Source organism: Jiella mangrovi, from assembly GCF_017815135.1.
Lineage (GTDB): Bacteria > Pseudomonadota > Alphaproteobacteria > Rhizobiales > Rhizobiaceae > Jiella > Jiella mangrovi.
In genome coordinates this window covers 1-12,278 of the sequence record NZ_JAGJCF010000011.1, presented here as the reverse complement: position 1 = coordinate 12,278, position 12,278 = coordinate 1, and the positions used below count along the sequence as shown (strand labels likewise).

Here is a 12,278-nt window from a genome sequence, read left to right as displayed (position 1 = left end):
GGCCGTCACCGATCAGGTTCCAGCGAAGGCCTGCGCTTTATGAATTGGCCGGGCGTGAGACCGCCCGGCCAATCCGGTCCGAGATCAGGGTTTCGGTGCTTCGGCCGATCAGTCGTTCGGGCCGCGCAGCGCGAAGGGCTCGGTGTTGGCGAGAAGGCCGTACTCGTCCATCAGCGTCTTGTAGCTGCCGTCTTCCATCATCGAGTTCAGCGCCTCGACCACGGCGTCGGCGACCTCCTCGTTCTGCATCGCCAGGGCGACAGGGGTCGGGAAGAGGCCGGAAATCGCCCGGTCGAAATCGCCGCGATTGGCGTATTCGGCGGCCGTCGGATCGATGCTGACGGTAGCGTCGGTCTGGCCGGCGGCAAGCGCCTGGTAGGCGAGGGCGAAATTGTCGAAGGTGCGGATGTTCATCGCTTCGAGGCCTTCGCCCTGAAGCTTCTCGTCGAGCGCCTTCAGCTTGGCTTCCTCGAAGCCGCCGATCTCGACACCGACCGTCTTGCCGGCGAGATCCTCTTCCTTCGAGATCCCTTCCGGATTGCCCTTCTGGGCAGAGATGGAAATCGCCTGCTGCTCGTAGGGGACCATCTTCATCATCTCGGCGCGCTCTGGGTTCCAGAAAATGCCGGTGTTGATGACATCCCAGCGGCCAGCCTGAAGACCCGGGATCATCGCCGAGAACTCGATGCGGACATATTCGGGCTCGAGGCAGAGCCGCTTGGCGATCTCGTCACCGAGCGTGATGCGCATGCCCTTCAGCTGGCCCGAAGAATCGACGAACTGCATCGGCGGGAGGGTCGGGTTGGTCGACATGGTCAGCTTGCCCGGCGACACCAGCGCCGAGTCCGGAACCTTCTGCTCACAATCCTGTGCCAGGGCCGGAGCGGCCGAGACGAGAAGGCTGGCGGCAAGACCGCCGGCGATGCGGAATGCGTCGTGAAGTCTGATCATGCTTGTCTCCTGTTGGCCCGAAGGGCGTGGGGTTAGGCGGCGTTTCATTCCCAGTATGAGATCGGCGATGCGGGCGTTGCCGCCCGTCTTTATGGTCAGGCGAGACTGCCGATGAGATCGAGGCTCGCGAGAGTCTGTTTCAGCTCCGCCTGCTGGTCGGCGGGCAGCGGCAGGCGCGGCGCGCGCGGATCGCCCACCGGAAGGCCCATCATTGCCAGCCCCGCCTTCGAGGCCGAGACGTAGCGGGGTCCGCCGACCCAGCGCACGACGGGCAGGATCTTCTTGTAAAGCGCCAGCGCGGCGTCCTTGTCGGAGTGGTCCGCGACGAGCTCGAACAGCTTCGCCGATTCCTTCGGCATCAGATTGGAGCACACGGCCACCCAGCCGACGGCGCCGAGCCAGAAGGATTCGTAACCGAGGATGCCGGCGAAGACGTCGATCCGGTCGCCGCAGAGATCGATGATGTCGCGGACGCGGGTAACCTCGAGGGTCGATTCCTTGATCGAGCGGACGGCGTCGATCCGGCTCAGCCGGTCGACGATGTGCGGGACGAGATCGACATTCGCCGTCGCCGGATTGTTGTAGACCATGATCGGGATCGAGATCGCCTCGCCGATCTTGGCGTAGTGCTGGAAGAGCTCGTCGTCGGTCGGGGCCGAATAGAAGGGCGGGATGATCATGACGCCGTCGGCGCCCATCGCCTCGGCCTCGCGCGACAGCTCGACCGCATCGAACGTCGCCTCCGCGCCGGTGCCGATATAGACCGGCACCCGGCCCGCCGCGGCCGAAACGCATATCTCGATGATTTCCTGCCGCTCGGCCCGCGAGCAGGACAGGAATTCACCCGTGCTACCTAGGGGGATGAGGCCGTGGATGCCCTGTTCGATCTGCCAGTTGACCAGACGCCTGAGCGCCGCGGCATCGACGGCCGAGCCATCGGCCGTGAACGGCGTTACCAGAACTGTGAAGGTGCCCCTCGCTGTGGTCATTGCCTGTCTTTCATCGCTTTCATTGCTTGCACCATAACAAAAATATTTTCTCTGTATACACAAAAAATCCAGAACGTGTAGTATCACCCTCGTCAACAGCCATCCGATACCGAGCCCATGCGTCTCAACCGCAAGACCGTCCAGCCCGCAGCGAACCCCGTTGAGTTCACATTCGACGGGCGGAAGCTTGTCGCCCTGCCTGGGGAGACGATCGCGGCTGCGCTGGCGGCAAACGGCATCGCGGCGATCCGCAAGTTCGATGCTGGTGCGCCGGGCGACGAGAACTGGCGCGGGCTCTATTGCGGGATGGGCGCCTGCTACGACTGCGTGGTGACGGTGGACGGCAAGGCCGGTCAGCGCGCCTGTCTGACGAAGATTTCCGGCGGCGAGACCGTCCGGTCGTCCCAGCCTGCGGGAACCCCAGACGACAGGCTGGCGCCTGTGGCGGCCCTGCCGGACGAAGCGCCGCGCGAGGAGGTCGGCGTCGACATCCTCGTCGTCGGGGCGGGGCCGGCGGGCATGGCCGCAGCGCTTGCCGCCCGGCGAGCCGGCGCCTCGGTGACGGTGATCGACGAGCGCGCGCAGGCAGGCGGTCAATATTACAAGCCGCTCGCGCCCTCCCTGAGCGCGGCCGAGCAACCGGACCGGCAGTTCCGCCGAGGCGCCGAGCGCTTCAAGGCTCTCGAGGACGCAGGCGTGACTCTGGTTCAGGGCGCTCTCGTCTGGGGCGCCATTCGTCCCGACGAGGTGCTGACATTGGTCGGCGGCCGGGAGGTCGTCTATCGGCCGAAGCGGCTGATCTTTGCGACCGGCGCCTATGAGCGTCCTTATCCGATTCCTGGCTGGACGCTGCCCGGCGTCATGACCACCGGCGCCGGCCAGACCCTGTCGCGCGCCTATGGCGTCTCGCCGGGAAGCCGCGTCGTCGTCGCGGGCAATGGGCCGTTGAACCTGCAGCTTGCGGCCGACCTTGCGGCCCATGGGGTCACGGTCGTCGCCGTCGTCGAGGCGGCGCCGCGTCCCGGCCTCGGCAAATGGCGAAGCCTTGCGAAAGCCGGCCTTGCCGCCCCGGACCTTCTGGCTGAGGGCGGGAAATACCGGGCGGTCCTGGCGAAAAGCGGGACGCCGATCCGTTGGGGCCACGCTGCCGTCAGCGCGAAGGGCGATGGGCGGCTCGAAAGCGTCGCCATCGCCCCGCTCGGCGCGGACGACGAGGCCGACATGAGCCGCGTGACCGAACTTCAGGCCGACGCCCTATGCCTGGGCTACGGCTTCGTCGCGTCGAGCGAGATCGCACGGGCGCTCGGCTGCCGGACAGTTCATGATCCGCGTCATCTCGGAACGCCTGCCGTCGAAATATCAGAGAGTGGTGAAACCAGCCTCTCAGGCGTCTATGCCGTCGGCGACGGCGCCGCTGTCGCCGGCTCGCGGGTCGCTGAGGCCATGGGCACCATCGCCGGCTCCCATGCGGCCGGGACACTGGGGCGTACGGCAGGTTCTGCCGCGGCTGATCGGGCTCGCCGCGACCTTGAGACAGCCCGTTCCTTCCAGACCGCACTCTGGGACCTGTTCGCCGCGCCGCCCGTCACGCTGGCCGGCGTCCCGGACGAGACGATCCTCTGCCGCTGCGAGGGCCTGACCTTCGGCCGCATCCGGTCCGAGATCGATGCGGGTTGGGACAGCCTCGGCACGTTGAAGCGGCGCACGCGCCTCGGCATGGGCCGCTGTCAGGCCCGCTACTGCGCGGCGACGACAGCCAAGCTGATCGAGGAGCGGACCGGGCGCAAGCGAGAGGTCGAGGGCTTCGCCCCGCGCCTGCCGGTCAAGCCGTTTCCCGCCGCGGCCCTTGCCCGCCAGAAGCCGGAATGGGGCGGCCATGCGCGGGCCGGCTCACCCAATCTCGGCCGGGCGCCGCAAGCCGAACCCTTCGGCACGATGGAAGCCGAGGTCGCGGTCATCGGCGGCGGTGTGGTGGGCGCATGCTTGGCCTATGAATTCGCCAAAGCCGGCAAGGACGTCCTCGTCATCGAGCGCGACGACGTCAATCTTCAGGCCTCCGGCGCCAATGCCGGCAGCCTGCACGTTCAGCTGCTGTCCTTCGATTTCGGCAAGAAGGCCGAGGCAGGCGGCGGCCCGGCCGCCGATACGCTGCCGCTCGGCCCCTATGCCGTGAAGCTCTGGCAGGAGATCGCCGAGGCCTGCGGTGGCGACTTCGAGATCCGCGTCACCGGCGGACTGATGGTGGCCGAGAGCGAAGCCGGCATGGCGTTCCTCAAGGCCAAGGCCGAGGTCGAGCGCCGCCACGGCATCGACGCCCATATCCTCGGCCGCTCGGAATTGCGGGATCTCGCGCCCGGCCTGTCGGAGGAGCTGATCGGTGCCGAATACGTGGCCGAGGAAGGCAAGATCAATCCGCTGACGGCGACCTATCGCACCTTCGAGGCGGCGAAGGCCGCGGGCGCGAGGTCATTGCGCGGCACGAATGTCACGGCTATCGAGCGGGACGGCACTGCCTGGACGATCACCACCCAGCGCGGGACGATCCGCGCCGGTACGGTGATCAACGCCGCCGGCCCCTGGGCGCGGGAAATCGGCGCGATGGTCGGCATCGACGTGCCGGTCTACAGCGCGCCGCTGCAGATGATCACCACCGAACGCGCGCCTCAGCTGATCGGCCAGCTCGTCGCCCATGCCGACCGGCATCTCTCGCTGAAGCAGCTGTCCACCGGCGGCATTCTGATCGGCGGCGCCTGGCCGGCGCGCTATGCCGAGCATCAGCGCCTCAACACGACGATGCTCGACAGCATCGAGGGCAATCTGTGGGTCGCCCAGCGCGTCGTGCCGCAGATCGCGGGCCTGCATGTGCTCAGAAGCTGGGCCGGCATGAACGTCAATATCGACGGCGCGCCGATCATCGGCGAGGCGTCGGGTCTCTCCGGCTTCTACAACTGCGTGACCTCCAACGGCTACACGCTGGCGCCTGCCGTCGCGCGCCTCACCCGCGAACTCGTCACCCATGGTTCGGCGAGTTTCAATGTCGAACCCTACCGCCTCGAACGCTTCGAAAGGAGCTGAATAGTGATCACGCTCGACAACGTCTCCAAGTCCTTCGGCAAGTTTCAGGTCCTGAAAAACTGCTCCACCACCGTCGAACGCGGCGAGGTCGTCGTCGTCTGCGGGCCGTCGGGCTCGGGAAAATCGACGCTGATCAAGACGATCAACGGTCTGGAGCCGATCGATTCCGGCCGCATCACGGTGGCAGGAACCGATGTGTGGGCCGAGGGCACCGACCTCGCCAAGCTGCGAGCGAAGACCGGCATGGTCTTCCAGAACTTCGAGCTCTTCCCGCATCTGTCGATCATCGACAATCTGACCATCGCCCAGCGCAAGGTTCTCGGCCGCTCGAAGGGAGAAGCGACGGAAAAGGCCGAGGCGCTGCTCGAACGCGTCGGTCTCGCCGATCAGGCCCGCAAATATCCGATCCAGCTTTCCGGCGGCCAGCAGCAGCGTGTCGCCATCGCGCGGGCCCTCGCCATGGACCCGGTCGCCATGCTCTTCGACGAGCCGACCTCGGCGCTCGATCCGGAAATGATCAGCGAGGTGCTGGAGGTGATGGTGCAGCTCGCCAACGAAGGCATGACCATGGTCTGCGTGACCCACGAGATGGGCTTTGCCCGCAAGGTCGCGAAGAAGGTCGTCTTCATGGACAATGGCGAGATCGTCGAGGACTGCACCGGCGACGAGTTCTTCACCACCGAGCGTTCGGAACGGGCGAGCCAGTTCCTCGACAAGATCCTGAAGCACTAGGCCGGGGTGATGGGAGGCTTCGCCCAGACCGTGACGGGACGGATAGCGGCGGCCGAGCTCGGCCGCACGCTGATGCACGAGCACATATTGTGCGATCTGCGCGCGCCGGGCGATCGCGGCTCACCAGCGCATGGACTAGGGTCGGGGCCCATCACCATGGCGAACCGCTTTGCGGTCGACTACTTCCAGAATCGCGTTCCGGAGAACATGTTTCTCGACGACGACGCGGCCGCTGAGCTGGATCTCGAGCACTTCTCGGCCGCCGGCGGCGGCACGATCGTCGAACTCACCGTCGGCGGGATGGCGCCCCAGTCGGAGCGGCTTGCGGCCCTGTCGAGAGAAAGCGGCGTCCATGTCATTCTCGGCGCTGGCTGGTACACGCAGGCCTATCTGTCGCCCGAGATCGACGGGATGGATCAGGACACGATCCAGGCCGAGATCGAAAGACAGGTGCTGCAAGGCGCCTGGGGCACGAATATCCGCTGTGGCATCATCGGCGAGATCGGCTGTTCCTGGCCGGTCACGCCGACCGAGCGCCGCATCCTTGCCGCCGCGGCGAAAGCGCAGCAGACCACCGGTGCTGCCCTGACCATCCATCCGGGTCGCCATCCCGATGCGCCCGCCGAGATCGCCGAGATCGTGATTGCCGCAGGCGGCGATCCCGAACGCACGGTCATCGGCCACATGGACCGCACGATCTTCGACCGGGACCGCCTGATTGCCCTTCTCGAGCGGGGCTTCGTTCTCGAATGGGATTTCTTCGGCATCGAGACGTCGCAATACTGGATGGGCGGCGTCGATCTCGACCTGCCGACCGACTATATGCGGCTCGATCTGATCCGGGCCCTCATCGAGCGCGGTTATCTCAACCAGATCGCGGTCTCTCACGACATCTGCACCCGAACCCGCTTGCTCGCTTATGGTGGTCACGGGTACGGACATCTCATCGCCCATGTCGCGCCGCTCGCGCGCCGGCGGGGCTTTTCGGACAGCGAACTCGATCAGCTGCTGGTGCAGACCCCGGCGCGGCTTTTGAGCTTCCTGAGCTGATCGGCAGGAGAAGAGGCATGGTCCGGCGCAGCATGGCCCACGACGAAGAGAACGCGGCAGCGCCCGAAAAGCGCAAGCGAGTGGCGAGCGACGGTGAAAGCCTTGGCCGCAAGGCCTATGGCGCCATCCGCGCGATGATCATGGAGCGGCGCCTACCGGGTGGCGATATCCTGTCGGAAGAAAAGCTCGCGGCCGAGCTCGAAATCTCCCGCACGCCGGTGCGCGAGGCTCTGCTTCTTCTCCAGAATGCCGGCCTGATCCAGAAAGAGATGAACCAGCCTTTTCGGGTTCGGCTCGTCTCCAACCGCGAATATTTCCAGAGCATGCGCCTGCGCGAGCTTCTGGAAGGTGAGGCGATCGCAACCGCCGTGACGGCCATCTCCCCTCATGAGCTGGAAAAGGTCGAGCGGGGGATGCTGGCCCTGCAGGACGATCCGGACGTGCCGGCAGAAGTGCATTGGGCGGCGGATGAAGAGCTGCACGAGATGATCGCCGAGGCGTCCGGCAACGACGTGATGGCCGCGATGATCGCCTCGCTGCGCATCACCACCCGGCTTTACGAACTGTCCGGCCTGCCCTCGCGTTTTCGACCGGATACCGAGGAGCACATCGCCATCATCGCGGCACTGCGATCCGGTGACGCGGAGCGGGCGCGGGCCTCGATGCAGGCCCATATCCGCAGCCTGACCAACGACGTCCTCGCAGCGATGGCGCGGCTATGAGCGATCCGGCGAAGACAGGCGGCGCAACGCCGCTCGACGCATTGACCTCCGAGATCATCCGGAAGGCCGCCGAGGGCATCGAAGCGGCGAGCCTCGATCTTCTGAAGCGCCTGATCGCTGCGGCAAAAGAAGGCCGAGAAGCGATCGAGGCGGTGATCGGCAGTGAGATGAAGGCGCTGGGGCTCGACGACGAGAGCTTCGATTATGATCCGGCAGACGTGCCGCTCATCGCCGAATTCGCCGCGGAGCAGCCCGGCGCACATCAGCGCGAGCGCTGCCTCGTTGGGCAAACCGCTAAAGGGACGGGAGAGACCGGCCGGAGCCTGCTCCTTTTCTCGCATCCCGATCCCGAGCCTTATCGTGAGACGCCGGCATGGGCGACTGATCCATTCACCGCAACGGTCTCGGATGGCTGCATCACCGGCTGGGGCGTCGCTGACGATCTCGCCGGCATTGCCATCATGCTGCAGAGCCTCGCCGTCCTGAAGGCCGCCGGCCTTGCCCCGGCCGCGCCGCTCAGCCTCGTCTCGGCACCGTCGAAGAGCCATCGCCGGGGGATCGCCGCCGCACTCCATCGCGGCCTCGTTGCGGACGCCGCCATCTATCTTCATCCGGCCGAATCCGGCAGAGGCCTCGACGAGATCAAGGCGTTCGCGCCGGGGCAGATCGAGTTTGAAGTCACCGTCGAAGGGCGCCTGCCCGAGACGAACGAGCCCGCCCACACGGCCTTTGCCCATCTCGCCGTCGATCCGTTTACCGAGATGATGGCCGTTGCCTCGGCCCTGAAATCGCTCGACGCCGAGCGCGGCGAACGCGTCCGCCATCCGCTGCTCGAAGCGGCGGTCGGTCGCTCGACCAATCTTCTGATCACCCGTGTCGACCATGGCGCGGACGGCGGCTCGCCGCGCGTTGCAAAGACTTGCCGGCTGCGGGCGGCGATGTCGCTTATCCCGGGCGAAGATCTGGATGCCGCAAAAGGCGAGATCGCCGCCGCGATCGGGCGTGCCGGAGATGTTTCCTCCTGGCTTCGCGAAAATCCGCCTCGGATTGATTGGACTGCGGGCGTGAGCGCCGCCGAGACCGACCGAAACGGCTACCTCTACCGACTTGTCGAAGGCGCGCTGTCAGAGGCCGGCGCGCGGCCCGAGGTCAATTCGCTGCACACCTCCAGCGACATCCGCAACCCGGTCGTCCAGCGGGGCATCCCGACCGTCGGCTACGGTCCGCTCTGCGGCGGCCTGACCATGGCCGGCGGCCATGATGAATGGGTCGACGTCGCTGATTTTCACCGCAACGTCGCCGTCACGGCCCGGATCATCGCCGCATGGTGTGGCGTGCGCCCGGACGGCTGAGCGTTCCCTAGCCTCTATGCGAACTCCAAAGATCTCAGCAAAATAAGGACCAACATGCCGAAAGCTCTCAAGATCACCGCCGGCGACTTCACATTCGACGCGCGTCTCGAAACCGAACTCGCGCCGAAGACTTGCGCCGCCTTCCTTCAGCATCTGCCTTTCGAGAGCCAGATCGTGCATGTGCGCTGGAGCGGCGAGGGCGTCTGGGTGCCGCTCGGTGACACGGACTTCGGCGTTTCCTACGAAAACCACACGAGCCATCCAGCTCCCGGCCACATCATCCTTTATCCCGGCGGGATTAGCGAAACCGAAATCCTGCTCGCTTATGGCGGCGTCGATTTCTCGTCCAAGATGGGCCAGCTCGCCGGCAATCACTTCATTACTCTGACTTCGAATTTCGACAGACTGCACGATCTCGGCACGACGGTTCTGTGGAAGGGCGCTCAGCCGATCCGTTTCGAGCTCGCCTGACGCACGGCCATCAGCGGCGGCGGTGATTCAACACATCCGTCGCCCATCCTCTCGCCGGGATCGGGCGGTTAACCGTTCGAAGTCGATCGATATGGCCCGAGCGCTCCGCGATCACGTACCACAGCTTTGGACGTACTCAGGCCACGGGCGACGGCGCGGAATGCCAGGTCCCTTCAGCCCGAGATTTGCCGGGATTTGGATCGATTTCGTCGATCTCTGGTTGATCTCGAAGAGGCCTCGGATGCCGATTGCCGATCTCATCGCCGACCGGTGGCAAATTGCTTCAGCGGGAAGGATCGCTGCCGCCCGATACCGTGCGCCACGTCGCCTGCGTTCCGGTCCGCAACGACGCGGAGCGGGTCGGCGCCTGTCTCGATGCGCTCGACCGGGAGTTCGGCTCGGGCGAGGCTTCGATCTCGTTTGTGGCGGATCGGTTTTCTGGCGGGCGAAATCGCCAATCTTCCACCGGTCGATCCGCTCGTCGGTCAGGCTTTCCAGCTAACCGGCGGCTTTCCTAGCGGCATCCGGATCGTAGAGCGGCGTCTGGCGAGCTGGATCGAGGGTTCGCGCCTCGGCCATCATCTGTTGCCAACCGGCTATATCGCCCGGCCAGCGTGGGGCGTGAACCGCGGCTCTAAGACGGGCGAGGGCCTCGGCCTTGCGCGCCTGTTCGCCGAAATAGCGCTATTCCGGCATGACCACGAGCGGCCTTCCGACCCGCGCGATCTCGGTGATCGTATTGTCGCCCGCCGAAGCGATGACGATATCGGCCGCTGCCAGACAGTCAGTGACGTTCGCCACCCAACCCAGTTCCTTCAGATTGGCGAAGTTCGTCTCGTGGCCCGCCTACAGCGTCGGCCCGAGCACCAGCCATTCGGCCTCCGGCAGGGCTCGTGCTCCGACGGTCAGCGGTGCGTAGGGCGTGCCCGCGCCACCGCCTCCCGTCAGAACGACGATGATCTCGTGGTTCTGGCCGAGCTCCGGGGCCGCGCGCGCGTTTTAGCGCGTCTGCACCGGGTCGCGCGTCGTGCACAATCCGCCGCTAGAACGTCTTGGCTCTGAGATGCGCCGGTGTACGGTCACAAGCAGTGGTCGTCAGCCTCCGCCCGAATGCCACCAGTCGACCCATAGCGGCTGCTGACTGCTTGAGGCTATCGCTCCGCAGAGCAGACATCCTTCGCGCGAGATGCTGCCCCGCGAACCAGTCTTAGCTGGTGGCCAGAAGGGGTTCTGCCGCCGCTAGCAGACGCAAGTGACAGACAAGTGTCCATTGCAGTCGACTTCCGCATTCTTTGACACTCTCAGTGGGTGCCCGTCGTCTCAAGAATGAGTTGCACCGTCTCGTCCGGGCGGTCCCACATCGGGAAGTGACCGCACTTGGAGAACCAGTGCAGCCTGGCGGATGGGAAGGCCTCCTGAGCGCGAGCGGCCTGTCGCGGCAGACACAGACGGTCTTGGCGGCCCCAGCCGATGACGAGAGGACGGGCCGGATCGGCCGCCGGTCCTTTTTGCTCAGGCCCTATCGCCAGATCGTGCACGAGGGCGGCGAAGGTCTTCGTGCTGGCAAAGTTTTGCAGTTCGGTTGCGACAACCTTCCCATCCAGGCGCCAAGGCCTTGCCGAGAGCTGCGCCAAAAGCGCGCTCCGCATCACCGCGGACTGTGAAAGCCTCGGCAGCGCCGGACGCAGTCCATGGATAAGACGGATCGAAGCCGAGAGCGTCGTCCGGAAGTAGGTGCGCTCCCAGCCTCTCCAGAAACCGCCAGGGTCCAAGGCGACAGTGGCACCGACCCTGCCGCGGCATGCCATCTCCAAGACGATCCGCGCCCCGAGCGAACTGCCGACGATGTCGACGCCCTCCAGCCCCTGGTCCAGGATGAAACGCTCAACGCTTTCAGCGAGGCCGCCTAAGGTGCCGCTGTCTGCCGCCGCGGGTGTTTCGCCATGTCCGGGGAGATCGATCGCGGTCACCTCACGCGCCTTCGACAAAGCCGGAAGGATCGTGCTCCAGGACCGCCACGTCCCACCCAAGCCATGGACCAGGAGAAGTTTGGGGCCTTTGCCTTGGCGAACGAAGTTCAAAGTCACTGTCGTGTTCCTTGCTTGGCGCAACCGCGAAACAGCCGTCAAATTGTAACGGCCTGCGTTATGAAAAGGCGCGGCGTTCAAGCCGCGCCTTTTAGTTCAGTTGGAGATCGTACCTGCGAACGCGGACTTGAGATCGGTCACCGCAAAATCCTGCGTTATAGAAATCGGCGGCGAGCTTCACGTCGGCTAAATTCACGGGGAGGCATGGCGGCGGACGCACGTGTCATCAACGCAACCGGGGCCGCGGCGACGAGAACGAGGCCTATCAGGATCGAGCGTCTGTCTGTGATCATCGGGAAGCTCCTGCGCAGACATCGGAGCGGCCCAAAGAAATCGGGACATCGACATGTGTCTTTACGCAAGGCTGTAAGATCCAGTGAAGGCACACGTTCCGTCGATGCCCGACTTGTGAGCGTGCGAGATTTAAGCGGACTTATCCAAGATAAAGTACCCAGCTAACAATAACGTATGGAGAGCAAGAAATCTGCGGGAGATTGCGCGGCATGCTCGCGAAGCGGGTGACATGGTGTAAAATTCTGGGGCGCACTAGTGGCGGCTTATCTACCTTTCCAAAACCGACCCATGTCCGTTTTAGTCGGCGAACGCCCGAGAGCTGCCATTCCGCTTTCCATTCTACCCCGTCGTTCCGGTATCGGCAGGGTCGGGCCGGAAGGAGACGGTCGGCTTTGGGGCGATAGAGCCGAGAAGCTGCCGTTCTGCAGTCGACCCAGTGCTGCCGTACACCGAGTTCGCAGCGAATGGCGGCTTCGAGCCCACAGCGACGAATGCTGCATGATGTCTGAATGTCAGCTTTGAAGTCCTAGGTTATGCACGCTTGTTCCGCATCGC

General features: G+C 65.0%; 10 protein-coding genes. 7 read left to right on the top strand and 3 right to left on the bottom strand.

Translation table 11 applies throughout. The features are described 5' to 3' along the window. Window positions 1–108 precede the first annotated feature (108 nt). Both J6595_RS14715 and J6595_RS14710 read right to left on the bottom strand, forming a co-directional pair. Window positions 109–951: an ABC transporter substrate-binding protein gene (locus tag J6595_RS14715; protein ID WP_209595333.1), complete on the bottom strand. Its 843-nt coding sequence runs from the start codon at window positions 949–951 to the stop codon at window positions 109–111. A gap of 95 nt (window positions 952–1,046) precedes the next feature. After that, on the bottom strand, window positions 1,047–1,940 hold the full coding sequence (locus J6595_RS14710; protein WP_209595332.1) for a dihydrodipicolinate synthase family protein: 894 nt from the start codon (window positions 1,938–1,940) through the stop codon (window positions 1,047–1,049). Between the two features lie 117 nt (window positions 1,941–2,057). Between J6595_RS14710 and J6595_RS14705 the strand changes: the two genes are divergently transcribed. The 7 genes from J6595_RS14705 (at window position 2,058) to J6595_RS22970 (ending at window position 10,404) form a co-directional block, all read left to right on the top strand. Further along, window positions 2,058–5,015 (top strand): FAD-dependent oxidoreductase, encoded by a 2,958-nt coding sequence (locus J6595_RS14705; protein WP_209595331.1) that lies wholly within the window; start codon window positions 2,058–2,060, stop codon window positions 5,013–5,015. Window positions 5,016–5,018: 3 nt separating this feature from the next. Then, window positions 5,019–5,747: an amino acid ABC transporter ATP-binding protein gene (locus J6595_RS14700; RefSeq protein WP_209595330.1), complete on the top strand. Its 729-nt coding sequence runs from the start codon at window positions 5,019–5,021 to the stop codon at window positions 5,745–5,747. Window positions 5,748–5,756: 9 nt separating this feature from the next. Beyond that, window positions 5,757–6,797 carry a phosphotriesterase family protein gene (locus tag J6595_RS14695; RefSeq protein ID WP_209595329.1) on the top strand — a complete coding sequence of 347 codons (1,041 nt, stop codon included), beginning with the start codon at window positions 5,757–5,759 and terminating at the stop codon, window positions 6,795–6,797. Window positions 6,798–6,814: 17 nt separating this feature from the next. Beyond that, window positions 6,815–7,519 carry a GntR family transcriptional regulator gene (locus J6595_RS14690; protein WP_209595328.1) on the top strand — a complete coding sequence of 235 codons (705 nt, stop codon included), beginning with the start codon at window positions 6,815–6,817 and terminating at the stop codon, window positions 7,517–7,519. Beyond that, window positions 7,516–8,871 (top strand): M20 family metallopeptidase, encoded by a 1,356-nt coding sequence (locus tag J6595_RS14685; RefSeq protein WP_209595327.1) that lies wholly within the window; start codon window positions 7,516–7,518, stop codon window positions 8,869–8,871. The genes J6595_RS14690 and J6595_RS14685 overlap by 4 nt, the downstream gene beginning before the upstream one ends. 54 nt (window positions 8,872–8,925) lie before the next feature. After that, entirely contained in the window at window positions 8,926–9,342 is a 417-nt protein-coding gene (locus tag J6595_RS14680; RefSeq protein ID WP_209595326.1) for a DUF3830 family protein, read from the top strand. A 420-nt stretch (window positions 9,343–9,762) separates the two neighbouring features. Continuing rightward, window positions 9,763–10,404: a hypothetical protein gene (locus J6595_RS22970; RefSeq protein WP_425342157.1), complete on the top strand. Its 642-nt coding sequence runs from the start codon at window positions 9,763–9,765 to the stop codon at window positions 10,402–10,404. A 239-nt stretch (window positions 10,405–10,643) separates the two neighbouring features. Here the strand turns inward: J6595_RS22970 and J6595_RS14670 are convergent, their stop codons facing one another. Then, window positions 10,644–11,429, bottom strand: coding sequence for an alpha/beta fold hydrolase (locus tag J6595_RS14670; protein WP_342453209.1), 786 nt, complete (start codon window positions 11,427–11,429; stop codon window positions 10,644–10,646). Window positions 11,430–12,278: the final 849 nt, after the last annotated feature.

Bases quoted from the DNA above. Each gene is read 5' to 3' on its own strand.
- J6595_RS14715 (WP_209595333.1), bottom strand. From the start codon at position 951: ATGATCAGACTTCACGACGCATTCCGCATCGCCGGCGGTCTTGCCGCC.
- J6595_RS14710 (WP_209595332.1), bottom strand. From the start codon at position 1,940: ATGACCACAGCGAGGGGCACCTTCACAGTTCTGGTAACGCCGTTCACG.
- J6595_RS14705 (WP_209595331.1), top strand. From the start codon at position 2,058: ATGCGTCTCAACCGCAAGACCGTCCAGCCCGCAGCGAACCCCGTTGAG.
- J6595_RS14695 (WP_209595329.1), top strand. From the start codon at position 5,757: ATGGGAGGCTTCGCCCAGACCGTGACGGGACGGATAGCGGCGGCCGAG.
- J6595_RS14690 (WP_209595328.1), top strand. From the start codon at position 6,815: ATGGTCCGGCGCAGCATGGCCCACGACGAAGAGAACGCGGCAGCGCCC.
- J6595_RS14685 (WP_209595327.1), top strand. From the start codon at position 7,516: ATGAGCGATCCGGCGAAGACAGGCGGCGCAACGCCGCTCGACGCATTG.
- J6595_RS14680 (WP_209595326.1), top strand. From the start codon at position 8,926: ATGCCGAAAGCTCTCAAGATCACCGCCGGCGACTTCACATTCGACGCG.